The sequence below is a fragment of the Vibrio sp. CB1-5 genome (assembly GCF_059412285.1).
In genome coordinates, this window is record NZ_JBJHPB010000043.1 from 1 (window position 1) to 23,471 (window position 23,471).

20 protein-coding genes are annotated in these 23,471 nt (G+C 43.5%); 14 read left to right on the forward strand and 6 right to left on the reverse strand.

Annotated features, from left to right (window positions below):
• Positions 1–139 precede the first annotated feature (139 nt).
• The 6 genes from ACJB0T_RS20755 to ACJB0T_RS20780 all read right to left on the reverse strand — a co-directional run bounded on the left by ACJB0T_RS20755 (position 140) and on the right by ACJB0T_RS20780 (position 7,874).
• A complete protein-coding gene (locus ACJB0T_RS20755; RefSeq protein WP_479291827.1) occupies positions 140–580 on the reverse strand; it encodes an arsenate reductase/protein-tyrosine-phosphatase family protein in 441 nt (146 codons plus the stop codon).
• A 91-nt stretch (positions 581–671) separates the two neighbouring features.
• Positions 672–1,805, reverse strand: a complete 1,134-nt coding sequence (locus ACJB0T_RS20760) for a polysaccharide export protein (protein WP_479291830.1) — start codon at positions 1,803–1,805, stop codon at positions 672–674.
• Between the two features lie 797 nt (positions 1,806–2,602).
• Positions 2,603–2,794, reverse strand: coding sequence for a hypothetical protein (locus ACJB0T_RS20765; protein WP_479291832.1), 192 nt, complete (start codon positions 2,792–2,794; stop codon positions 2,603–2,605).
• A 144-nt stretch (positions 2,795–2,938) separates the two neighbouring features.
• On the reverse strand, positions 2,939–4,765 hold the full coding sequence (locus ACJB0T_RS20770) for a hypothetical protein (RefSeq protein WP_479291833.1): 1,827 nt from the start codon (positions 4,763–4,765) through the stop codon (positions 2,939–2,941).
• Between the two features lie 191 nt (positions 4,766–4,956).
• A complete protein-coding gene (locus ACJB0T_RS20775; protein WP_479291835.1) occupies positions 4,957–5,523 on the reverse strand; it encodes an outer membrane beta-barrel protein in 567 nt (188 codons plus the stop codon).
• Between the two features lie 101 nt (positions 5,524–5,624).
• The gene (locus tag ACJB0T_RS20780) at positions 5,625–7,874 is read right to left on the reverse strand and encodes a YjbH domain-containing protein (RefSeq protein ID WP_479291837.1); all 2,250 of its coding nucleotides are present in this window, start codon (positions 7,872–7,874) and stop codon (positions 5,625–5,627) included.
• Positions 7,875–8,500: 626 nt separating this feature from the next.
• Here ACJB0T_RS20780 and ACJB0T_RS20785 point away from each other — a divergent pair.
• Genes ACJB0T_RS20785 through kdsB form a run of 14 tightly spaced genes read left to right on the forward strand, consistent with a single transcriptional unit; the run spans position 8,501 to position 23,467 of the window.
• Complete coding sequence (locus tag ACJB0T_RS20785; protein ID WP_479291839.1) at positions 8,501–8,902, forward strand: hypothetical protein; 402 nt, start codon at positions 8,501–8,503, stop codon at positions 8,900–8,902.
• The gene (locus ACJB0T_RS20790; protein ID WP_479291842.1) at positions 8,902–10,734 is read left to right on the forward strand and encodes a polysaccharide biosynthesis/export family protein; all 1,833 of its coding nucleotides are present in this window, start codon (positions 8,902–8,904) and stop codon (positions 10,732–10,734) included. The genes ACJB0T_RS20785 and ACJB0T_RS20790 overlap by 1 nt, the downstream gene beginning before the upstream one ends.
• 34 nt (positions 10,735–10,768) lie before the next feature.
• On the forward strand, positions 10,769–12,106 hold the full coding sequence (locus tag ACJB0T_RS20795; protein ID WP_479291844.1) for a capsular polysaccharide export protein, LipB/KpsS family: 1,338 nt from the start codon (positions 10,769–10,771) through the stop codon (positions 12,104–12,106).
• A gap of 23 nt (positions 12,107–12,129) precedes the next feature.
• A complete protein-coding gene (locus tag ACJB0T_RS20800; protein ID WP_479291846.1) occupies positions 12,130–13,119 on the forward strand; it encodes a KpsF/GutQ family sugar-phosphate isomerase in 990 nt (329 codons plus the stop codon).
• Positions 13,120–13,135: 16 nt separating this feature from the next.
• On the forward strand, positions 13,136–13,918 hold the full coding sequence (locus tag ACJB0T_RS20805) for an ABC transporter permease (RefSeq protein ID WP_479291848.1): 783 nt from the start codon (positions 13,136–13,138) through the stop codon (positions 13,916–13,918).
• Complete coding sequence (locus ACJB0T_RS20810) at positions 13,915–14,568, forward strand: ABC transporter ATP-binding protein (protein ID WP_479291850.1); 654 nt, start codon at positions 13,915–13,917, stop codon at positions 14,566–14,568. The genes ACJB0T_RS20805 and ACJB0T_RS20810 overlap by 4 nt, the downstream gene beginning before the upstream one ends.
• Positions 14,569–14,588: 20 nt before the next feature.
• On the forward strand, positions 14,589–15,716 hold the full coding sequence (locus ACJB0T_RS20815; RefSeq protein ID WP_479291852.1) for a KpsE/RkpR family capsule polysaccharide export protein: 1,128 nt from the start codon (positions 14,589–14,591) through the stop codon (positions 15,714–15,716).
• A complete protein-coding gene (locus tag ACJB0T_RS20820; RefSeq protein WP_479291854.1) occupies positions 15,716–16,459 on the forward strand; it encodes an acyltransferase in 744 nt (247 codons plus the stop codon). The genes ACJB0T_RS20815 and ACJB0T_RS20820 overlap by 1 nt, the downstream gene beginning before the upstream one ends.
• Entirely contained in the window at positions 16,459–16,890 is a 432-nt protein-coding gene (locus tag ACJB0T_RS20825) for an adenylyltransferase/cytidyltransferase family protein (protein WP_479291857.1), read from the forward strand. The genes ACJB0T_RS20820 and ACJB0T_RS20825 overlap by 1 nt, the downstream gene beginning before the upstream one ends.
• Positions 16,887–17,960: a CDP-glycerol glycerophosphotransferase family protein gene (locus tag ACJB0T_RS20830; RefSeq protein WP_479291859.1), complete on the forward strand. Its 1,074-nt coding sequence runs from the start codon at positions 16,887–16,889 to the stop codon at positions 17,958–17,960. Before ACJB0T_RS20825 ends, ACJB0T_RS20830 begins: the two co-directional genes overlap by 4 nt.
• Before the next feature lie 6 nt (positions 17,961–17,966).
• Positions 17,967–20,012 carry a capsular polysaccharide export protein, LipB/KpsS family gene (locus ACJB0T_RS20835; protein ID WP_479291861.1) on the forward strand — a complete coding sequence of 682 codons (2,046 nt, stop codon included), beginning with the start codon at positions 17,967–17,969 and terminating at the stop codon, positions 20,010–20,012.
• Positions 20,013–20,021: 9 nt separating this feature from the next.
• Positions 20,022–21,965, forward strand: coding sequence for a capsule polysaccharide biogenesis protein (locus tag ACJB0T_RS20840; RefSeq protein WP_479291863.1), 1,944 nt, complete (start codon positions 20,022–20,024; stop codon positions 21,963–21,965).
• A 9-nt stretch (positions 21,966–21,974) separates the two neighbouring features.
• The gene (locus ACJB0T_RS20845; RefSeq protein WP_479291865.1) at positions 21,975–22,700 is read left to right on the forward strand and encodes an HAD family hydrolase; all 726 of its coding nucleotides are present in this window, start codon (positions 21,975–21,977) and stop codon (positions 22,698–22,700) included.
• A 14-nt stretch (positions 22,701–22,714) separates the two neighbouring features.
• A complete protein-coding gene (gene kdsB, locus ACJB0T_RS20850) occupies positions 22,715–23,467 on the forward strand; it encodes a 3-deoxy-manno-octulosonate cytidylyltransferase (RefSeq protein ID WP_479291867.1) in 753 nt (250 codons plus the stop codon).
• The last annotated feature ends 4 nt before the right edge of the window (positions 23,468–23,471 follow it).

A 23,471-nucleotide genomic window follows, 5' to 3' on the forward strand; every position in this document is an offset into this window, starting at 1 on the left:
TTCTTGGTTCTTGGTTCTTGGTTCTTGGTTCTTGGTTCTTGGTTCTTGGTTCTTGGTTCTTGGTTCTTGGTTCTTGCAAGGACTAAAGCTTCCCTAGGACCTAGGATCAAGGACCGCTCTTCCCAATTTTTTTAACTCTTTAAACCTTCTTAACCCACTCCCCCACACTCTGCTCAATCAACTCATACGCATAATCAAACGCTTCTCGGCTTTGGCGGTATGGGTCTGGGATGTCTTTTTGGCCTATCCATTGGCCGAAGAGCATGGCTTTGCCGCGGGCTTCTGGGGCGATGGCGGTTAGGGCTTCTATGTGGCCTTGTTCCATGACTAGAATAAGGTCGTATTGTTTACATAAGTCGCTCGTCAGTTGCTGTGAGGCGTGTGAACGTAAGTCCAGTCTGTGATCAGCGCCGACTTCAATCGCGGTTTTATCCGCAGGTTTACCGACCAAGCCACTTTTGGCCGAGGCAATACCGGCAGAGGCAATGTGTTTGTTTGGCAACTCTTTTTTAAGCAACGCTTCACCGAGGGGCGAGCGGCAGATGTTGCCTACGCAGACGACTAAGATTTTGTTAAACATGGTAAAAGCGGTCCTTGGGAAAAAATGGAGATTGGTCCTAGGTGAGAGCGGACCTAGGACCTAGGACCAAGAACCGCTCCTACCATTTTTTTTAATTACTCCAACCCCTATACGAGTTACCCGCGTCGCCAATATTCTTCAGACCGGTTAACGTTGGTAGTAGTTGGGTCATTAGGCGGTTCCAGCGTGCTAGTGGGGTGGCGGTGACGTAGACTACGTCGTAGGGTTCTAGTTCGAATTCGGTGCCTAGGAACAGGGCTGTGGCGTCTTGCATGTTAAGTTGGTAGACGTTGGCGATTTTGTCTGCCTGTTCGCCTTTGCTTGGGCGAATAACGAAAATGCCGGTGGCGTCTGCGGCGACTTCTTTAATACCGCCTACAGAGCTTAGCGCCTCGGTTAGGCTCATGCCGTTGCGTTCCATTTTAAGGGTTTGAGGCTCACCTACCTCGCCCATGACAAACACTTTTTGTGCATCGTTACGGGGAATATGAATGATGTCGCCTGGTTGCATTAGGCGGTTTTGGGTTAAGTCGCCTTTTTGCATTAATGCATAAAGGGAAATTCGCTCTTCTACGCCGTTGCGATTTAGGGTGATGTTGCGCCAATCGGCATCACTGGCTAAACCACCCGCGTCGTTGATGGCATCGAGCAGGGTTTTCGGAATGTTGGTCACTGGCTGCTGACCAGAGAGCTTTACTTCGCCTGTTACGTACACCTTTTTAGAGCGAAAAGCCGCAACGTTAACATCTACTTGTGGGCTCTCAATGTATTTCACTAATCGCTGTGTTAGCTCTTGGCGAATTTCGCGAACGGTTTTGCCTTCTACTTTTACTAAGCCAATATATGGATAGAAGATGGTGCCATCTGCGCTTACCCAGTTACCCGCTTCGGCAGAACTACGGTACTGACCTGCAGGGATCGTCAGTTCTGGGTGATCCCAAATCGTTACGTTAAGGATGTCACCAGGACCAATACGGTATTCGTAGTTCGCCACTTCTAAATCAAGCTCTGGGTTAGATGTCGATCTCGGTACTGGCGCTTTAAAAGAGGCGACTCGCTCCGGCGTTAGGGGGTAGACGTTCACTAACTCAGAAATGTCGGTCGTTTCCCCTTCCGTAATGACTACATTTTTGTCACCTGTCGAGATATGACCGCCTGGCAGTGTACAGCCTGCGAGTAGTAAGGGAAGTAGTGTGGCGATGGTGAGTTTTTTAATGTTGTTCATTGGGGTGAAAGGGGTCCGTTTTTTATTAAGAGCGGGTTATTGGTCCTTGGGCCTTGGGCCTTGGGCCTTGGTCCTTGGTCCTTGGGCCTTGGTTCTTGGTCCTTGGGCCTTGGTTCTTGGTTCTTGGTTCTTGGTTCTTGGTCTATAGGAATTATAACGCTGGGGGCTTGGGGGCTTCAAACCAAAAACTTTAGAATTGGGGGGTGGGTTCATAGAATTTTTCTACGCTACCGCCCGTCGGTTTGACGCACAAGACCGCACAATGCATGAATAGATTGTTTGGCTTATGTTTATTCTAGGGATATAGCGCTAGGTGCGGCAAATGACACCGAATTTCGGTGTGTGTGCACTTAGTGGAGGCGGTTTAATATCGTCTCTGCTTCCTGCTGATGTTTCCCTACAACCACAAAACACTCGTGAGAGTTAAGCCTGTTTTATGTTTGTAATCGACCGATTTCCTATCTGTCGGCATTTTACTGATCATGACAGCTTTTTGTTATCTGAAAAGCTTTTAGTTATCTGAAAAACAGCTGAGTGAGTCTTCGCTTACTCTTTTAGTTTGCTGTTTGTTCTTCAAACCCTTTATCACACAAAAAATTCTAGCCTATTTCGTTTTTATATTGACTTTTTTGCATAACCAAAGGCATCACATGTCATTATTTTATATGAGAACCCTTTTTAGCTTCTCGGCCGCGATTTTATCAAAAGTTGAATGAAAATCACGCTTTTTTGTTGGTTGCATCTCTCTTTTTTCTAAACTTTTCTTTTTTCTAAATTCTGCCGCGTTGCACAACTTGCTAGTCTCCCACCTGCTCGCCATCGGATTGAGCCTCATCTTCTAGCGGGTCAATAAAGAAATACTCATGACAACTTTGGCATTTAAACTTCAAGTGATGTTTATGTTGCCAGTGCCGCTCACTCCACGTTCTTTTTACGCGCATTACTGTCGTGTCGCTGTGACAGCAAGGGCAGTGATAGTCAATAACCATAACGCTCTCCTTGATCGCCGATTTATTGCTTACTGACATAAGTATTGACACAGTATGCATATTAAACAAGGGAGGCATTATTACTATTGTGATTTCAATCTCAAACACGAAGGGAGCGAACGCTCCCTTCTGGTTTAGTTTGGATTAGTTGCCAGAACCACCGCCAGCGCCGCCGCCGCCAGTACCACCTGTACCACCTGTACCACCTGTACCGCCGCCTGGCGTGCCACAAGTGCCTGCGTCAAAGGTGATGACTTGGCTTAGGTCTTGGTCTTTGTCGATAGTGAAATCGACTTCTTTCCAACTCTCGCCTTTAGACACGTTAATGTATGCATAAGCACGGTAATCGCCAGGCTCTATTTGCGTGCTAGCAGGGAAGCCAGCACTTGGCACTAACGTTGTTTTGTAAGCGAGAGTACCGCCACTGCGATAATAAAGTGATACTACACCCGACTGCTGGGTAGTCGCTTGAGTGTCTGAACATTTACTTTGTAGTGATACGCTGTAGTCCACCAAGTTAACCACTTCAGACGCAACAGTAATGGTGCTGCCTTGCAAATCACAGAAGTTATAGGTAATTGTTCCATTCTCAACAGTAATTGGCTCACCATCTTTATCAACAGCGGAGGTAATAATGCTCTCGTCGGAACCCGATTGATACACACCAATCGTCCCTTCGCCATTGCGTGGCATGCGACGGAAAGTATGGGTACCAAAATTACCCGTACCTAGAGCTTTTGTCTTAACCCAACCACCGCCTGCGCGAGTGAAGCGAACGAGGGGATCGTAATTTTCCGATACCGAATCGTTAATCGTAAAGGTTGCTGCACAGTTAGCACGGTAGTAGTCAAGGTTGTAGTAAGACAAGTGATCAATTTCTTTGGTCACCGTAAAGGTGTTGGTTTCTGTGTTTAGATCGCCAACGGTTGCTTCACCTTCTGCTTTCCATACACCCGCAGTTTCGTCATAAGACCAAACTGGAATCGTTTCGCCTTTTTTCACTTTATCGCCAGTGTCTGGGTTAATCGTGTCAGCAGAAACTTGGAATGTCAGGTCGATAGGCTGACTAAACTCACTAACCACATCACCATTTTCATTGCTAAGCTGAATTGCTGTAAAGCCCGCAGAGATAAAGCTTACGTCTGCCAATGCGTCATCTGGTTGACCATCTTCATCCAAAATGCCCGTAGGAGCTAGGCCGCCAGGGAAAGTGTCCAGCGCAGACTGGCCAGTTTCATTGCCATTGGGCTCGTTAGAGAAGTACGCAACATTAGCCGTGATTTCACCTGTTACTGGGTTACCCTCTTTGTCTTTCATGACAACGCCAGCTGGGATATCTAATTTAGCTGTACCACCGGCTACTGCGGCTTCATTCGGCGCCCCTTCTGCTGGAGGTGGCGTTTGGATAACAAGTGCCTCTGTAAACGCACCAGTATCATCTGCTACCTTTTTGACTTCTTCAGACGTTACCGCGACTTCCTCTGTCTTTGGTGCTAATGGTGTCAGTGTCACTACGCTGGAACCAGCACTGCCACCGGCACCAATGTCTGCCGATGCTGGGATCGTAATAGGCTGACCTGTAGTGAAGTAACCATCAAGCTTAACCACAAGCTCCAGTTCAATGGCATCGACAGAAGCATTGTCGCTACGAGAAACAATGAAGCTGCCCGTTTCTGTGGTGTAACTACGCTCTTCTACTGCTGTCGCTGCATTTTGGCTTGCTGCTCCAGTGGCCGCCGTTGCACCGGTAATCACCAACGTGTCTAGTACGCCAGGGGCTGCGCTAAGCGTGAAGCTGATGCTTTGACCAATAATGGCACCTTCCGTTAAGCCTTCAAAAGAAATGGTATACGGGGCGTTAAATGGTTTGGCTTCTTCTGCGGGCACCGTCACGTAGTTCGTGTTGCTCGACTTTTCACAGCCTGTCAGGACCGCTAAGCCGACTAATGTTGCAAGTAATGTTTTGTTCATTGGAGTCATCCTTTTAGCTACAGACTGCTTAAGTGACTGACTGCTCACGCCCAAGAAAAGCGCAAGCCGAGAACCACCCAAGGACCAAGGACCAAGGACCCAGGACCAAAAAACCAATCTATAGTATTTATCTCGTGAGCCTATTAATGCTTTGGTTTAGAAAAGGCTCGTTCCTTGTGTTTTCACTACCACTAGAAGTAGTAGTTTAGTCCTAAATTATAGGTATGGAAGTCTGGTGAGCCGCCGATGTTACCGAAGTAACGGTATTCAGCTTGTGCGCCCCAAGTTTCTGCAAACTTGTATTCACCACCAAAGGCGATGTTGGACGAGATGCCCGTATCGCTACAGCACACAGATTCACCGCTCGCCTTCCAGTCATAAAGCAGAACGCCAAGGCGGCCATACACGTCGAATTGATCGTCAATGGTGTAGATAAAGCGCGCAGACATATCAAGGCCTGAGGTTTTGTAATCACCATCGACGTCTTTTAGGTTAATTTTACCTAGGTCGGTGTAACCCGCTTCAAACGCTAGCCACGGAACAATCTTCACGCCGCCATAAACGCTCATTGCTGTACTGTTTTTGTCGATACCGGTATTGTTCGTCACCGTCGCGTCCATATCGGTCACTTGACTCACACCTAACCGAGCACCCACATAAAAGTCTGGGTCTTGTTGGTTTGCTTCGTTGGCAGTAGCAAAGGAAGAGATCCCACCTGCCAACAGCATTACCGCTAACGCTGTTTTTGTCTTTTTCATGTTGTTATTCCTTGTTTTCTTCCTACGGACATACGACAAACCGTTTGTCGTATGTTGTTGGCATCACAACACTGTGGCTGCGGTACCAACAAATCCTATGTTTAATCGTTCTTATATCGCTGATAGGCATCTTTAAGCCGCACCAAGTTACTGTTTAAGTAACTGGCAGAGAGCCTGTCGCGGTTGTAGTAATTACGATCGAGGTTGTTCTGTAAATCGCTGGTTTTGGCCAAGCTGCCGTTTAGGTCATTACTTGGATTGCCCACCATGGTTCGGTAACCCCAGGTCCATTGGTCGATACCTCTTAACTGAATCGGGCTTGGCGCCATATCCTTACGGAACGTCAGCGGGATTGAGAGGTTAAGACCGGCAAAGCTTTTATCCGTATGCTGGTAGTAAATGTTGACGCTGGTATCGCCAAACCAGTGTTTACTGGTGACGGTAAAGCCATTGTCCCCTTCCCAATACCGTCCTGCATTGGCCTCAATTGCCCAATCGTACTGATCAAAATAGTAGCGGTAATGCCCCAAAACCGGTGTGACCTTGTTGGCATTTTCGTCACGCTTGTCTTTATAGTAAGAAGCTTCCAATCCCAATTTGTGGGTGCCTTGTGCGCTTTGCCAGCGCAGCTCTGAGGTACCGCCTTGATAATGTGAAGCAATTTGTCCCACACTTACTTGTGCCATTACGCCTGCAGGTAAACTTACCCCTTGGTGAAGTAAAATGCGGTCAACGGTGGAAGTATGTCTGTCGTTACCAAAGCGGCGGCCGTCGTCAAAGTCATCGGAGTGGCTGAGCGGTAGCATGTGGCGTACGTCCACCAATGCCCCTGTCCATACTGGTACTTGCACATTGGTTGACAGAGCGAGTGAGTAATCGAATACGCCAAACTCAGTCCCAAGGGTAGAATACAAACTCGGTGAGAAAATCACGCGCGGTTTGAATCTATAGTCGTTCTCTTTTTTGCTGTTCCAATCTACGTCATTATAGGCCTTGTAAAGCTGATTGGTTGTGACGGTGAGTTTAGGCAGACCTTGGTCTGTTCTTTGGAACAACTGAGTAAGCTGCTGCTTGGTGCCCGACACTTGCATTACGGGTAAGTTATTATTGAGAAGCACCACCGCAAACTCTTGTTGTTGAATCGACTCGCTCAGCAGGCCAAGTACCACACCGATAGCGTCCAGTTCGTTTACATTAAACAGGTTGTTCTCTAGGCGCACGACCAATTGTGAGGAAGCATTAGCTTGGCGGGTACCCACGCTCACGTTTTCAAATCCGTAGCGAGTTAGTCGCTCAGACAAATTGGTTAAGCTATTGTGCTGCACATCAACTGGCGCGCTCTGTTTTGCTTCGCTGCCTTGTTTGGCTGCAGTTGAGGCAGGCGTTGAGTCTGATTTTTGTGCACGCTGTTCTAGCGCGATGGTGAGCGCTCTGGTATCAACGCTTTCTTGCTGTTTGTTTGGTCTATGGTAACGCGGGGCGTTGTTAGAGCCGCTGAGTGGCAAGGTAAGGCCAACACCTATCCATTGATTGTCTCGATTTTGGGTTTCTGAGTTGCTGAAGGCTTGGTAAGTGACATTGGCATTCATGCCGTATGGGAGCCAGTCTTTCGGCGTGAATAATTTGGCGCCAGCGTTGACACCTGTGCCATCGTAATCCCCCACCAACTGCAACCATGAAAGAGGCTGGTATTCCACCCCGCCAAATGCTCCCGCTAAGTAGTTAGGACCCATTTGATGAACGTAGCTACCTGAACCATTTTTACCGTAGCCCAATGAAAAACGCAGATCCCAATAGCGCTTGGAGGCTACGGCATAATAACTTTTGTGGAACGCAACTTGACCACCAAAATCATTCGCACCCACGGCCACTTGAAACCACTCTTCTGGGATAATCCAAGCGCCGTCTAGTTTGGCGGAAAAAGAGAGATCACTACCAGTAGAAACGCCCCATGGTGGCCCATTGAGCTGCTTATGGGAGTTCTGCACCACAAACTCAACATGAGGAAAAATGCCTATCCCCATCAAAAGCGTATTGTGCGCGCCCAACCCATAGCCTGTATCAAGATCGACATTGCTCTCCGCATTGTAATTCAGAGAGATCTGTCCAAATCCAAGACTTTCGGCATGAGGCGTTCTTAACAAACCGGTACTGCCCGTTTGCGCCATGGAGGTACGAAATTTGGGCTCGCCATCACGAAGCCAACTATCAGCCGCATCAGATGCCTTAGCAACACCAGTCATACCCACAGTGCTTACCACTACAGGCAACATTGCCGCTGCAATAGACGTCATTCGAGGTAACGCTCTCGCCCAACGCGTTCCATTCACGCGAAACAAAACCAATTTCATATTGCAGTGCATCCCTGTACTTCAGAACATTCACCCGTTGCAATGCGCACAACACAATAACAACAAAGCACTTATCTACTGCATAGTAATGTATGCCTTATGTCAATTCTGCATAAAGTTCCGTTAGCCCTTCAAAAAATGAGAGAACAGTCACATAAAAACACATGGCACCATCATATCGCTGATTTTTCTTGGGCGAACCATTCAAACGACGACACAACAAACCCACTTCGCTCGGTATGTTTAGTTATCATTTAACCTGCAATTTAAACAATTTATTTTCACCACCTTAACAAGCGATAATTATTTACCCCCCCTCCCGCTTTTCATAGGTTGATTGTATTGGTTCCTTGCGGTATTTTAGCTTTTAAAATGGATTGAGCTAAACGATTACACTCTTTTGTGTCACTGGGTTATGGAGCGACCTGTCCCCTCTCTACACCACGTTTCCAGTTCGTTCGTCACAGTTTTGTATTTCGACGCGCGTTACGGATAGTGCAATCACCGTCGGGCGGTAGCGTATCTAACCACTATTCAACACTCGCTTCGTACTTAAGCTGTTTCAATACCGCATCATGGCGTTTTAATGCCGCTCTACCTCATCAAGAGTTAACCGAGAATCTGTTGTGCCTAAATTCAATTTTCGCTCTGCATCTGCGCTTTTTATGCTTGTTAGCATTTCTCTTAGCGGGTGTAGCAACCAAACTCGACAAGTCGAAGCAAGTCTTCCACTTGTGAGCCCACCTGACGTTCAGATGGGCGACATCATTCCAGAAAAATACTGGCCGACGCTTAACGATCCGCTCACTACTCAGGTGAATGCCGATGGACTACTTATTTCCGTTGGCTCGAAATACACCTCGAGTCTCGGACTAGAATGCCGCGCACTTCAAATGGCGACTGACCCGAACGAAAATCGCACGCGAATTGCTTGTACTCAGGTCGTAGAACAAGCAGATAAAGCCGTTAAAGCTTGGTTTCTAACGAACAATATTGTTGAAACATCAACCGTAATAAAGATCCAATAATGTCAGTATTTACCGTTTCTAGAGCCGCCGCAAAATTGGCGCTGGGCCTGCTTACTCCTTCATCGAGTTTTACCTCTTTAGCACTTGTGACCTCTTCAATACTTGCATCCTCCACAGCATTTGCAGTCACAGTGCCCACCGAACTCATGGGCACCCCTTCTCTGAATAATGCACAAGCTTCCTCTTATCTGGCGGGCAGTGCTACTTCTGACCCTGCTGCAGGCTCAACTCAGCAAGTTAGTCCTAACCAAGCACTATCTGCAGGCACCTATTCCACAACGACAAGACAAAACACCCTTCTGCCGGGCGAAGTTGATGTTCGTGAGTTACTGCCCTCTTCTGGTGAAGAACTTCCTCCTCCATATGGCGCCAACCTATTTGCTGGCGGCTATGAGACAGAGCGAACCGATGGCCTCAACGATAACTACCTAATCGCATCTGGCGATAAAATTAATATTTGGATGTGGGGAGCCGTTAACTACTCCGATGTCACTACCGTTGATAATCAGGGCAACATCTTCATTCCTAATATCGGCCCCATCAACGTATTGAATGTACGCGCGAGTGAGGTGAATGCTTTAGTCACATCGAAGATCAAACAGATCTACAAAAAGAACGTCAGTGTCTATGTAAACCTACTCACCTCAACTCCAGTTAGTGTTTATCTCACGGGGCCCGTTATTCGTCCGGGTCAGTATGCTGGTATGGCATCAGACTCTATGCTGTACTTCTTAAAACGTGCTGGCGGCATCGACTCAGAACGTGGCAGCTATCGTGAAATCCAAATTGTTCGCAACAATAAAGTGATCTCGAACGTAGACCTGTATGATTTTATTCGTACTGGTGTCATGCCTAAAGTAAGCTTTAAAGATGGCGACGTCATTTTAGTTAAACCACAGAAAGCAGCCGTAACTGTTGCAGGTGGTGCTCGAAATCCATTCCGATTCGAGCTAGATGGAAAGCAATCTGCAGGCTCACAGCTTTCAGACTACGCAAGACCACTCGCAAAAATATCTCATGTGGGTGTGGTGGGTAACCGCGATTCTGGGCCATTTTCAAGATATATGACCTACAGTGACTTTCAAAACTTCACTGTACAAGATGGTGACAAAGTCTTCTATAACGATGACTTACATGCGCAAGTCATTGATGTTCAAGTAACGGGTAGCTACCTTGGCCCTTCTTACTTTGCCGTTAAAAAGACCGCCAGACTCCATGACCTACTCAACTATATTCCGGTAGACCCTGATTTAGCGGACTTTGGCTCGATTTATATTTTGCGAGAAAGTGTGGCAGCACAGCAAAAGAAAACACTGGAAGACTCCCTAGATCGCTTGGAGCGAAGTGTGTTTACTGCCCCTGCCTCCTCAGACGGAGAGGCGGCGATCCGTGCTCAAGAAGCTCAAATGGTGATGCAATTTGCCGAGAAAGCTCGCAAGGTTGAACCGTTGGGTAAGGTGATTGTTGCTGAGGGCGGTAACGTCGCCAACATCCGACTGGAGCAGGGAGATAAAATTGTTATCCCTTATAAAACCGATCTTATTACCATTGGTGGTGAAGTATTGATGCCACAAGCGGTGGTTTACAACCCAGATGCGAAACTTGACGATTACGTTGCATGGGCTGGCGGTTTTACAGAGCGCGCAGAAGATCAGCGTATCGCGATTGTTCGCGCCAATGGCATTGTTGAATTTGGAAACGACAAGCCGATTTACCAAGGTGACCAAATTTTGGTTCTACCAAAAGTTGATACCAAAACTATGCAAGCGGTGAAGGATATCACCCAAATTATTTATCAGATTGCGGTAGCAGCCAACGTAGCTGTTCGCTAACAAAAAACAATCATGATGCAGTGGAAGGATTTGAATGATTAAGAAGTACAATTTGTTATCGCTCGATCCTATGTACTCACCGCTGCATGAACGGATTGGCAAGCTTTGCGCAAAAGAGAAGTATGCGGTCACCTCTTGCCTGTCTAAGAAGGTTTACTTACCTAGCTACAAAATAACTTTGGCGACCACTCTGATTAAGGAGTGCAGCCGTACCATCGATCCCTCACTCATTGAGCGTATCCGTTCGCTGCCTACGTACCAGAGTGCGTTCGCAAAGAAAATCGAAGATCGACAGCTGAGTAACAGTGAAGTCACCAATATGGCCAAGTTTTATTTGGCTTTGCGTGACTTTATTGAAGATCACAAAATTGAACTCGTTCTGCTACACAATGACACTCGCTGGTACCATGCAATAGCCATTGATATTTGTATTGAGTTGGACATCCCATACCTTGTTACCGAGCAAGGATTGATTCGTCCTCATACCACGGTTGTAGATAGCCGAGGCGTGAATGCCTTTGCGGATATCACGTTCTGTGATAGCCAAGACTATGTAAAGCTGCCCGATTCCAACTATCAGCCAAGCGGAAAACATGATTCAGCGTTGTCGATGCTGTTCTTTTTTGTGTTTTTGATGTGCTTTACCGCTGAGCGATACAGCGGCAGAAAAACCATACTGCCCTACATGCACAACAACTACAGGTTGCGCCGCTATGCGGTACGTTTGATAAACCGACTGGTGCGGCCAAATAAGGTGTGCACTAAGATCCCGGTTAAACCTTATATGTTATTGTTGCTGCAGTTAGAGTCAGATAGCCAAATGCTGGTACACAGCCCATTTAGCAGCAATCAGTCGCTTATCTCGCGTCTTGAAAAGCAGGCTAAGAAGCTGGGACTTCGCCTTGTCATTAAGAAGCATCCTTTAGATTTCAACGAGTACGAGCTTGGTAAAAACAGTCAGTATGTTAACGGCAGTATTTCACCACTTTCCGATCAAGCAGAGCTAGTTATTACCGTTAACTCTAGTGCCAGTGTCGATGTCTTGAAGACTAAAACACCATTGTTTTTACTGGGCGAGTCTATTTACGACCATGTTGGGGTTGCACAGAAAACCACCATCAATGAAGTGTATAACACGTACAAAGAGATTAAGGCGAATAAGTCTGTTTCAACATGGCGTCGAAAGCAATTCATTCATTACCTCAAGAAAAGCTATCTCACTAAAGGAGCGGGGTTTTCTTTTTGTGACAAAGTACTCGATGCCAAACTTAATGAGCTAGCTAAGTCTTCTAGAGAACACATAAAAACAACCCAAGAAGCTCGAATAGCACTGGTGAATAAAATTCCGCCAACTCTTAAATCTACGCTGTAGCCACGTCAGGAAGCATAAGGCCCATGAAAACTCTAAACATTAGCGACTATTACATCCCATCTACTGAACAAATCAACATTCTAGATTCCATCTCTGAGACACTGAACATGCAGGGTGAAGCCCTCAAAAAAATGGCAGCCAGTGTCGATCATGAGCAGTACACAAAAGCCATAAACTACATGCTTGGCTGCAAAGGACACGTAATTATCTGTGGGATGGGTAAATCGGGACACGTTGGTAAAAAAATCTCCGCTACTTTGGCTTCCACCGGAACGCCAAGCTTCTTTTTACATCCAAGTGAGGCTTTTCATGGTGACTTAGGCATGATTACCCGTGATGATGTGATTATTCTGATTTCAAACAGCGGTGAAACCGATGAAGTACTGCAGCTTATCCCATCACTAAAGTCATTCGGCAATAAAGTAATCTCTATCACTGGCAGAGCTGAGTCCACAATGAGTGTTAACTCTGATGCGTCACTTCTGCTTGCCGACTCAAAAGAGTCTTGCCCTAACAACTTAGCACCAACAACATCCACCACGCTGACTATCGCACTGGGTGATGCACTGGCTGTTGCATTGATGAAAGCGAGACAGTTTCAACCAAATGACTTCGCTCGTTTCCATCCAGGAGGCTCCTTGGGCCGCCGATTGCTTACTCAGGTCGCCGATGTTATGTCGACAGACAATTTACCACTTGTAGACGTAAGTGAATCCATCACAACCACAATCGTTACAATGAATGACTCTCGAAAGGGTACTGCGGTTGTAACTAAAGAAGGCTGCCTCGCTGGTATTATTACTGATGGTGATTTACGTCGAGCTATGGCAACGGATCGCTTCAGTTTAGAGCTGACTGCTGGGGATATCATGACAAATAGCCCTAAAATCTGCTACGAAACAGAGATGTTGGCTGATGCGGAAGAGAAAATGAGAGAAAACTCTATTTCTTCGCTTGTTGTATTGAGTGAAAGCAATCAGATTGTTGGACTTATTCAAATCTTCAACATGTAACTATACTAGATCATCAATGAATGAATTAAGACACGCGCTTCGTGTTCAAGGGCGCGTTATCTACGCTCTTATCCTTCGAGAGGCTCTTGGCAAATACGGGAAAAGTAAAATTGGGTATCTTTGGGCGCTGCTAGAACCTGTATTACAGGTTCTAATGCTAGTACTCATCTTCTCAGCTTTGGGTCGTCAATCCCCTGTTGGCGGTGATTTGTCGGTTTTTTTTGCTACTGGTATTGTCCCTTGGCTTATTTATAGTGGCCTTTCTAGCCGCTTATCTGGGGCATTAGGCGCAAATCAGGCTCTACTTACTTATCCGCATGTCACACCTTTTGATGTGTTAGTAGGTCGGGCACTGTTAGAATCCATCACCTTGCTCGTTGTTTTCGCTATTATCGTTATGAGCCTACAACTAATGGGTAAAGCACTCGAAATATACGATTTATTTAATGTGCTTGTTGCATTAATTCTATTGATATTTTTCAGCACCGGTATTGGAATGATTAACTCAGCAATAAGAATTTTTTTTGATAGCTGGGATAAACTTTTTAAAGCACTCAATCGACCATTGTACTTTCTATCAGGTATTTTCTTTACCGCAGCTAGCTTGCCTCCCCAAGCTAGAGAGTGGATACAATGGAATCCGATCTTTCAATGTGTAGAATGGATCAGAGCAGGGTTCTTCTCTTCCTATCAGAACACCTACATATTATACAACTATACCATTAGTTGTAGTGTAGTAGCCTTTACTATAGGTCTTGCCTTAACACAAGCAACAAGACACAAGGCACGAAATTTATGATTGAACTCTTAAATGTTTCTAAATCTTACAAAACACCTAAAGGTAAGAAACAAGTACTCAAACCATCCACACTCACATTCCCACAGGGAAAGAATATTGGATTGCTTGGCGTTAATGGAGCAGGAAAGTCAACTCTACTAAGAATGATTGCTGGTTCAGAGCCTCCTACAACAGGTATCATTAAGCGTCATGTAAAAATGTCTTGGCCATTAGGCTTTTCCGGTGGTTTTAATGGCTCACTTACTGGCTCACAGAACCTAAGATTTATCACTAGAATATATGGTGGCAATATTAAGACAGTTACTGAGTTTGTAAGAGATTTCTCTGAGTTGGGAGACTATCTTGATATGCCTATCAAAAGTTACAGCTCTGGTATGAAGGCGAGACTGGCATTTGGCTTGTCAATGGCCATCGACTTCGACTGCTACTTAGTCGATGAAATCACTGGGGTTGGTGATAGAAAGTTTCAAAAAAAGTGTCGTGATGCATTTAAAGCAAGAAGTGAAAAATCTAGCCTAATAATGGTATCGCACAATATGCCTACTTTGCGCGAACATTGCGATATGGGAGCAGTACTAAGTGATGGCGAATTAAAATTCTATGATCACGTCGATGAAGCCATTGAAAAATATCTAACTCTATCAAAATGAACATGCCCTCTAAGAAAACGATGAAACTCTTTCTGAATAAATTCTGGAAGAATAGAAATAATAAACAACGATCATTCATAGCAATGGTCATTATTCCGTCAATGTTAGCATTGTGCTATTACACTTTTATTGCATCAGGGTTATATATAGTCGAATCGAGATTCGCTATAAAAGGCAATGAGATGCAGCAAATAGACCTTCTCAGTGGCATTGCAGGTATGCCAGGCCAGGGAGGTAGCTCAAGTGACTCCTATATTGTTCAGGACTATATACATTCAATTGACATTCTTAAAACGCTTGATGATGAGTTGAATATTGAAGGTATATTTAATCACCCTAATGCAGACTGGCTCTCCGCTCTAGGATATAGCAAAACTCTTGAGGAGAAACTACAGTATTGGCGTAAGCGAGTTACTGTATCTTACGATCCAACTACCACTATTACGACTTTGCAAGTTAGGGCATTTACCGCTCCCCAATCAAAGCAACTATCTGAAGCTATTATTAGACAGAGTGAAATACTAGTTAATAGTCTCTCAGCCAGGGCGCGAGAAGATGACATTGCTTTCGCCAACGCTGAGGTCGAGAGGTCTGAAGAAAGAGTAACGCGTGCACGAAGCGCTATGAATGATTTCAGAGAACAAACAAGAAACCTAGACCCAACACAAACAGCCACATCAAAAATGTTATTGATCGCTCAATTGGAGTCACAATTAGCTCAAACAAAGACAGAGTTAAATGGCTTGCTAAGCTATATGAACGAGAGTGCTCCCGAAGTTAGTAGACTCGGAATAAAAGTTAAAGCGTTAGAGCAACAAATTGACTCAGAGAGGTATAAGATAAACCAAGGCAATCCAAAAGAGAATGCGCTTGCCGGTATCTTTGCCCTATATGAACCACTACTTATTGAGAGAGAATTCGCCGAAAAAGCGTACGCATCAACCCTCGCGTCACTTGAAGCCGCCCGGATGGAAGCCAATAGAAAGAACCGCTATCTAGCGACTTTCGTTGTGCCTACTTTGCCAGATGAGACCACAGAACCACACAGAGTCAAAGCTATTCTAACAGTTTTCTTTGGTTGCTGTTTAAGCTGGGCAATAGGGCTACTCGGTATCGGTATTATTAGAGAACATATTGGTTGGGTATAATGGAAGCAAAGACATTTATTGATGCTGCATCAAAGGTCATTAGGGACTTTGACTTAAAAAATGAAAACTATAAACCTTACATCTACAAGAATGGCAACACTGTTTATTCTAAAAGTAAGCTCACCGATAGAATAAAGATACTCTTTAATGATAGTAAAAACTGTCAAGTCTATATAGGTAAAAATATCAAAGGTGATTTTTCAGTTAACATTAACAAAAACTCATCTACGGTATACATTGGTAATGACTGTACGCTAAGAAAGTGTATTATCAAGTCTGAAGAGCACAACGATTTTCTTGCTTTCGGCAATCACGTTACCACCTCTGGTGCCTGCGCTTTTAGAAGTGGTCTACGTTCTGGTAATGACTACTCTGCAATTATCATTGGTGATGACTGTATGTTTTCCCACGGCATTACGATTAGGAATACCGACGCGCACCCAGTGTGGAGTTTTTCGAGCATGACACAAGTCAACTCCCCTAAATCCTATATTTTAATTGAACCGCACGTATGGATTGGTCAAAACACAACCATACTAAAGGATGTTCATATAGGAGCAAATTCAATCATTGCTTCAAACTCAACAGTGACAAAATCTCAACCAAGATTTTCCAAAATTTACGGTTCTCCAGCAAAGAGCGTACAAGACGAAGATATATTTTGGACAAGGAGCTATACAAAACTTGCAAAAGAAGAAGCTCTAGATTATCGAAAGTTATATTTAGTAAAGGATAAAACGTAATGAAAACAGTAATCACGTACGGGACATTTGATATGTTCCATATTGGCCACTTAAGACTTCTAAGAAGAGCACTATCTCTTGGAGATAGGCTAATCGTTGCCCTTTCTACGGATACTTTCAATTTAAATAGTAAAGGTAAAGTTACTGCTATACCTTATCATGACAGAGCTGAAATTCTCAACGCAATCGAGTATGTCGATTTAGTTATACCTGAAGAATCATGGGATCAAAAGATTACAGACGTTCTCAAATACAATGTAGATACGTTTGTAATAGGAGACGACTGGGAAGGTGAGTTCGATTTCTTGAAAGAGCATTGTAATGTTGTTTATCTTAAAAGAACTGAAAACATTTCCTCTACAGAGATTAAAAATCATATCCGTACAGGAGCAAAAGATCAAATTACTAGCAGCGCAAAGGTTTCTTCATGAGAGTTGCATTGATCGCTTGGAACAAGTTTCAGATTCAACATTACAAGGCATTGCTCACGGCCTTTGATGATGTAACCTTAGTAATTGAAAGAAGACATGCAAACAATGAGTTATTCTCAAGTGAAGATTTGAGCGCTATTGAAGCAGAGGTCAATACTATCTATGTAGACAAGTCTAAGATCAAGCACTTAGATGGGATGTACGATGTAATATTTTGTCAAACGGTCTTCCCTCAAATCGAGCATATTACTCGCTCTAAGATTGCGATGCTGCAATATGGTCTAGCAAAAGAAAATCATAATTATGGTACTTGGCGAGGGTTTGCCGATATTATTTTCTCTTACGGCTCTTACTCCACTCAAAAGCTTTCACATTTTGCACCTACAGTGAATGTAGGTCATCCTAGCTTCCCAAGGCTGGAGCAAAGGGAGAAGGAGGAGTTGCTTAATAGCCTGGGTATTGAACCATTGAAGAAAACTATTACCTACTGCCCAACTTGGGGAGATTTATCTTCATATGGTACGTTTATTGATGAAATAACGTCACTATCAGATCAATATAACGTCATACTCAAGCTACATCACAATACGCTAACACTAGAGGGTCAAATGGAGTTTCCTTCTAGTACAATAATCGGTAATGAATTTAACTTAAGTCATCTTATTCAGATTTCTGATATCATTATTTCTGACTATAGTGGTGCAATCTTTGACGGTATTTATGACGATAAGCCGGTTATACTTTGCCAACATTTAGAACTTGAAGACTTAAATCATGACAAAGTCGGACTCGATAGCATTGAGTTTGCTAGGACTGATGAACTAGGGACTGTTGTAACAAACCCTAAGCTCATTCAACAAACCATTAATGACATTACTTTTGTACCAAGAGCTATAAAGAGTGAACTGTTTCATACTACGGATAATACAAAGTTTAAAGATGATATCAGAGTCAATCTTGAAAAGCTTATTCGGGGTGAGATTACTAAGTCTCAAGGTCAAAGATTTGTTACAGAACTAGTAAGAAAAGAGCGCATCCAAAAGTTCACTATTAATAGACTAACTAAGTAATCAAGCATGCTAAAAAGTGTATTTTTAAAAATTTCTCCACATCTACCGAGAAAAGTAAATATAAAACTAATCGCTATATCATCAAGAATTGGCTTTGGTGGCAAGTATCTATATCGCTATTATCAATTTAATTCTAATAGCAAGAACACCACAATAGAAAACTATTTTCACAATAAGTATCCTGAATTAAATTCATCTATTAGAAACAAACACACTCGTAGTAGTAAATCAAACAAAAATAAAGGTGAAATTAAGAAAAACACCACTCACTCTGAGCATTCTATTGATGAACTATCCGGCTTAATTCAGACAAATTTTGATCAAGCCAAGAAGCTTTATAACACTATCGCGAGCAGAACTCCAAACCTAGCGACCTTTCATATTGCTACATTAGAGATGAGCAAGAATGAACATTTTTTTCAGTACAACCAAAAAATCGTGTGTAGCTCCATCCGGTACTTGATAGAAAAAAGAGAAACAAAAGCACTACTACGGTATTTTAAATTCATTTATGCCAATAATATAAACCATAACCTACTGTCTCAACTTTCTTATTTCTACTACAAAAACCCTACTAATTCTGGTTTAGTTGCATTCTTAGGCGACATAGAGAAGAACAATGAAAACTTTATGCAATCCTTAAACTTCTACACTGCACTCAAGGGATTAAATACATATTATGGAGCTGCGAAGATCGCTTCACTTATGGCGGATTTTAATGAAGTGCAAAAGTTAGAGGAAACAGTTCAAGAACTTCTAACACTCAAAATCCCAGAAAAGGAAATGTTTAGAGTACTACCAATGCTGCTCAGAGTAACTCCTAAACTCGAAGACCCCCTTCTTAAAGAGCAAGTATTTGCTTTAAGAGATGATTTTGGAGAATCTCTTGTTCGCAAACCTAACAATGAAAAAACCTCAAGTGCTATTGTTCGCATTAGATTTTTACAAGGCTATAAAACTCTTGACCAAGATTTCCTTCTATCAATTACACCAAGCAGTGTAGATTTGGATGATTATATTAACTTTGCAAGTCTAGCCTACTACAATGATAGCAGCGAAGACTTAGCCTGCATTAATGATGGCATAGTCACATACCTGGATAAAGAAAGCATTTCAAATAACAAAAATACCGTAGAAGTGTTTTTACCTACATTTCTCTTTAACCTAGATGAATCAAAAGAGATATACAAAACCCTGCGTCGATTTTACGGCAACCTGATAAATTTCATGTATCGCTCAAATAAAATAACAGTTATCCCTAGGATGCAATATAACTGGCGATATGTTGACCCTATCTCTAACAATAAGATTATCTCTTATCATACAGTATGGTCTGGTGAAGAAAATCGCTTGGTAATTCAAGAGTCTACTCTTAGTAACAGAGTCTCTATTGATGAAAAAGGATACGCAGGTTTTAGCCACTTTAGCGATCTTGAAAATACTATCGAAGCTTCAACTGAAGATACGTTGAAGTATATTGAAGATTTCAAAAACAATCGTTTTTCTAAGTACGAGCAAGCGAACACAAATGAAGAGGTCGATGGAGCCTATGTTTTCATGCCATTGCAAGTTGAATCGGATGCAGTATCTAAGCTACGACACTTTGAGGTAGATAAAGCACTCAACGTCGCTGTTGCTTTTACTAAGGAACATAACCTTAAACTTGTCATCAAGAGGCACCCATACTGCAGATCGAATCACATCAAGCAATTGGTATCACGACTTAAAAGTGAAAATGAGCATGTCATTGAATCTGTTGCATCTATCCACAATCTTATCGAACACTCCAAATTCACATTGACAGCAAACTCCGGTGTCGGCTTAGAGTCATTAATGTATGGCAAGCCAGTTGTTACTTTTGGCAAGTCTGACTATTCATTTGCCGCAATAGAATGCTATTCAGTGAACGATTTAGAGAGCAAGCTCACCTTAGCTCTTAGTAACTTAGAAGTTGACCACACAAGCTTTATCGACCACTATTTGCACAGATATACTGTTGATGTTGATCAAGAAAAGACAATTGACAACAGACTTGCGGCACTTCTTGATTAAGCAATAAGTATGATTAGAATTTTTTCTCGAGGTATTAAAAAAATACCTCATTTAAACTTATTTCTACAAGAAAATATAACCTCACAAGGTGTAGTCGGTTGGGGTTATAAACCCACAGCTAAAAAAGCGAGAGAATACGCCGAGAAGAATGGTTTGAGTTACTTCTCTCTGGAGGACGGTTTTCTCCGATCGGTCGGCCTAGGCGTAGAGGGCACGGCTCCGTTGAGCCTTGTCTTCGATGACATTGGTATCTACTACAGCGCAAACGGCCCTTCTAGACTAGAGGGGCTAATTAGAGACTGCCCAGAGCTAACCCAAGAACAGTCTGACAGAGTTGAACGTTGTATCGATGCAATTCGAACCTACCAACTATCGAAGTACAACTTAAGGAATTCAAGTAAATGCACTGTTTCACCAAAAGTTGTCGTTATAGATCAAACAGTTGGGGATGCTTCAATTTCTGGCGCTATGGCTGATAAGACATCATTTTATGAAATGCTTAATACTGCGCTAGAGAATCACCCTAATGAAGATATTTGGGTCAAAACCCATCCCGATGTTGTCTGCGGAAAAAAGGAAGGCTTTCTTTATCCGAGTCCAATTGCAAACCCAAGAATTAAGTTACTATCTGAAAAATCTTCCCCATGGGACCTTCTTCTTTCAGCCAGGCATGTTTATACAGTAAGTAGCTTAATGGGCTTTGAGGCTCTACTCGCCGGTGCTAAAGTGTATTGCTTTGGTATGCCTTTTTATGCAGGCTGGGGAGTCACACAAGATAGATTAACGGAACCACGTCGAAACAGAAAACGCTCAATATCTCAAATTTTTTATGCTTCATATATACAGTACGCACGATACGTCGATCCAATTTTAAGTAAACGCTGTCAAATTGAAGATACAATTACTCATATCATTGAAACTCTAGATCGCGACAATTCGCAGAAAATGAGCGTAAATATCTCGAATCTATCGAGATGGAAGCGAACTTGGATCGGTGATTTTCTACAATACTGGCAACTAACTAATGAGAAGAGCTCGACAACAAATCTCGTCTGGGGAAGACAGAGCTCGGAAGTCTATGATCAATTGACTGTCGAGGACGGTTTTCTTCGTTCTGTTGGCTTAGGTGTGCATTTTAACCGACCAATATCGCTTGTGTGCGATAAAACCGGTATTTATTTTGACTCTACTCGACCTAGTGATTTGGAAAATATTTTAAACCACTTCACTCCTACAGACTGGGAACTATTCCGCTCTGAGCAATTGATACGGCGATTGAACGTTAGCTCAATTACTAAGTATAACGTAGGCAACGAGACAGTGCCTAAATTCCCAGCCAACAATCGAACTATATTGGTTCCTGGCCAAGTTGAGGGTGATGCTTCGCTAACCTTTGGTTCACCTATTATTAAGAAAAATGCCGACCTGCTTCAACAAGTTCGAATTAATAACCCAGACGCATATATTATCTACAAACCCCATCCTGATGTGGTCGCTGGTATTCGAGATGAAGGGGAATGGAAGGGAACTTACCTGAAATATGCAGACGAAGTTATTGTTGACACATCAATGTCTGTTTTACTTGATTGCATCGATGAAGTGCACACTATGACATCCCTTACTGGCTTTGAAGCATTATTAAGAGGCAAAAAAGTCACCACATATGGTGTGCCATTTTACTCTGGATGGGGTTTAACAACCGACAAAGTTATCTGTGAAAGACGTACGGCAAAACGATCACTACCTGAGCTTGTTGCTGCAGCACTCATATACTATCCCGCCTATGTCGACCCTGTCACTAGACAGCCTTGTTCAGTTGAACAAGCACTAGATAGATTAATCGAGCTCAAGAGTGGCAACGTTCAAGTCAGTGATAAGAAACTCGCTTTTCTACTGGGTTTAAAGTCAGTTCGCCGCTGGCTGAAAACACACATTCTTAGGCATAATCAGTAAAGGTAGAAAGTGGATAATATTAAATCAATTTTCTTAGACATGGATGAGACACTTTGTGGAACTTCTAAAGCAGAGGTCTCAGCAAAAGCCGCATTTGCTAGTTGGCTCAAACAACAACATCCAAGTTTGGATGAAAAGCTATTTGTAGAACGCTATATCGATGGCGTATATAAAAGACTGAATCATGAGCTTCCTTCGGTTGCCGAGCTACTACCAAACGAAGGCTTGTTCCGTATTCATCTCGTTAAGGCTTTGATGGCGGAACAAGGCATTAATCTCTGCCTAGAAGAAGCCTCCACTGCACAAAGCTATTTTGATCAAGCAAGAATGGCTGCATTTGAGTTTTTTCCAGGCGTAAAGGAGCTCCTGCTTGAGTTGCGTGGCAAGTACAAACTCGTTGTTATTACAAATGGCCCAGCTTTTTCTCAACACCCTAAACTCGTTAAAGTCAGTATGAAAGAATACGTTGATCATATTATCGTAGGCGGTGATGAACCAGAGGAAAAACCTTGTGCAAGTATCTTCGAGAAAGCTCTGGCGCTCGTCGATGCTTCCCCGTCAGAGGTTATCCACATAGGCGACTCGCTAACCTCCGATATTGATGGGGCAAATCAAATGGGTATTAAGAGTGTCTGGATAGCTCCAAATGACTCCGAAAACGGTACTACAATCATTCCAACCCATAGGTTGGCGTCAATTTTAGATCTTCACAAAGTACTTAGAGAAGCACGATAATAACAGAGAACACCATGGCAAAAGTACACATAGTAATTCCAGCTCGATTTGCGTCCAGTCGCTTACCGGGCAAACTAATGCTTGAGTTGGCAGGCAAACCCGTCATTGCACACACCATTGAGAGAGCGTTGTCAGTATCAGATTCAGTCTTTGTCGCTACCGATCACGAAGATATTCTCGCCACTGTTACTGCAATTGGTGCGAAAGGCATTATGACATCAGTGGAGCATAACTCGGGAACCGATCGTCTCGCCGAAGCTGCATCAATTTTAGGGTTTGCTGACGAAGATATCGTCGTCAACCTCCAAGGTGATGAACCTTTAATTCCGGGAGAGCTACTGTCACAGGTTTCTACGCTGCTTTCTAATCACCCAGATGCTGGTATTGCCACGTTGATGCAACCTATTACAGCGACTGAGGACTTTTTGAATCCAAACGTTGTTAAAGTCGCACTCGGTGAAGAGAATCGCGCCGTCTATTTCAGTCGCGCCCCTATCCCTTATCCTAGAGATGAGTTTGATGCTGAAAGCGTGACACTACCTGAAGGTGGCTTTTATCGCCACCTTGGTATCTATGCCTACCGTGTATCAACCTTGAAAGCCATCACTACAATGCAAGAGCACCCTCTAGAATCTCTTGAAAAGCTTGAGCAGCTTCGCCCTCTTGCAAATGGTATTCAAATCGTAATCGACAAGGCATCAATATCGCCAGAGCATGGTATTGATACCCAGCAGGATCTTGATCGCATCCGCAAATTATTCAACTAACTCA

Coding starts and splice junctions, on each gene's coding strand:
- ACJB0T_RS20755 (WP_479291827.1), bottom strand. CDS start 580: ATGTTTAACAAAATCTTAGTCGTCTGCGTAGGCAACATCTGCCGCTCG.
- ACJB0T_RS20760 (WP_479291830.1), bottom strand. CDS start 1,805: ATGAACAACATTAAAAAACTCACCATCGCCACACTACTTCCCTTACTA.
- ACJB0T_RS20765 (WP_479291832.1), bottom strand. CDS start 2,794: ATGGTTATTGACTATCACTGCCCTTGCTGTCACAGCGACACGACAGTA.
- ACJB0T_RS20770 (WP_479291833.1), bottom strand. CDS start 4,765: ATGAACAAAACATTACTTGCAACATTAGTCGGCTTAGCGGTCCTGACA.
- ACJB0T_RS20775 (WP_479291835.1), bottom strand. CDS start 5,523: ATGAAAAAGACAAAAACAGCGTTAGCGGTAATGCTGTTGGCAGGTGGG.
- ACJB0T_RS20780 (WP_479291837.1), bottom strand. CDS start 7,874: ATGAAATTGGTTTTGTTTCGCGTGAATGGAACGCGTTGGGCGAGAGCG.
- ACJB0T_RS20790 (WP_479291842.1), top strand. CDS start 8,902: ATGTCAGTATTTACCGTTTCTAGAGCCGCCGCAAAATTGGCGCTGGGC.
- ACJB0T_RS20795 (WP_479291844.1), top strand. CDS start 10,769: ATGATTAAGAAGTACAATTTGTTATCGCTCGATCCTATGTACTCACCG.
- ACJB0T_RS20800 (WP_479291846.1), top strand. CDS start 12,130: ATGAAAACTCTAAACATTAGCGACTATTACATCCCATCTACTGAACAA.
- ACJB0T_RS20805 (WP_479291848.1), top strand. CDS start 13,136: ATGAATGAATTAAGACACGCGCTTCGTGTTCAAGGGCGCGTTATCTAC.
- ACJB0T_RS20810 (WP_479291850.1), top strand. CDS start 13,915: ATGATTGAACTCTTAAATGTTTCTAAATCTTACAAAACACCTAAAGGT.
- ACJB0T_RS20815 (WP_479291852.1), top strand. CDS start 14,589: ATGAAACTCTTTCTGAATAAATTCTGGAAGAATAGAAATAATAAACAA.
- ACJB0T_RS20820 (WP_479291854.1), top strand. CDS start 15,716: ATGGAAGCAAAGACATTTATTGATGCTGCATCAAAGGTCATTAGGGAC.
- ACJB0T_RS20825 (WP_479291857.1), top strand. CDS start 16,459: ATGAAAACAGTAATCACGTACGGGACATTTGATATGTTCCATATTGGC.
- ACJB0T_RS20830 (WP_479291859.1), top strand. CDS start 16,887: ATGAGAGTTGCATTGATCGCTTGGAACAAGTTTCAGATTCAACATTAC.
- ACJB0T_RS20835 (WP_479291861.1), top strand. CDS start 17,967: ATGCTAAAAAGTGTATTTTTAAAAATTTCTCCACATCTACCGAGAAAA.
- ACJB0T_RS20840 (WP_479291863.1), top strand. CDS start 20,022: ATGATTAGAATTTTTTCTCGAGGTATTAAAAAAATACCTCATTTAAAC.
- kdsB (WP_479291867.1), top strand. CDS start 22,715: ATGGCAAAAGTACACATAGTAATTCCAGCTCGATTTGCGTCCAGTCGC.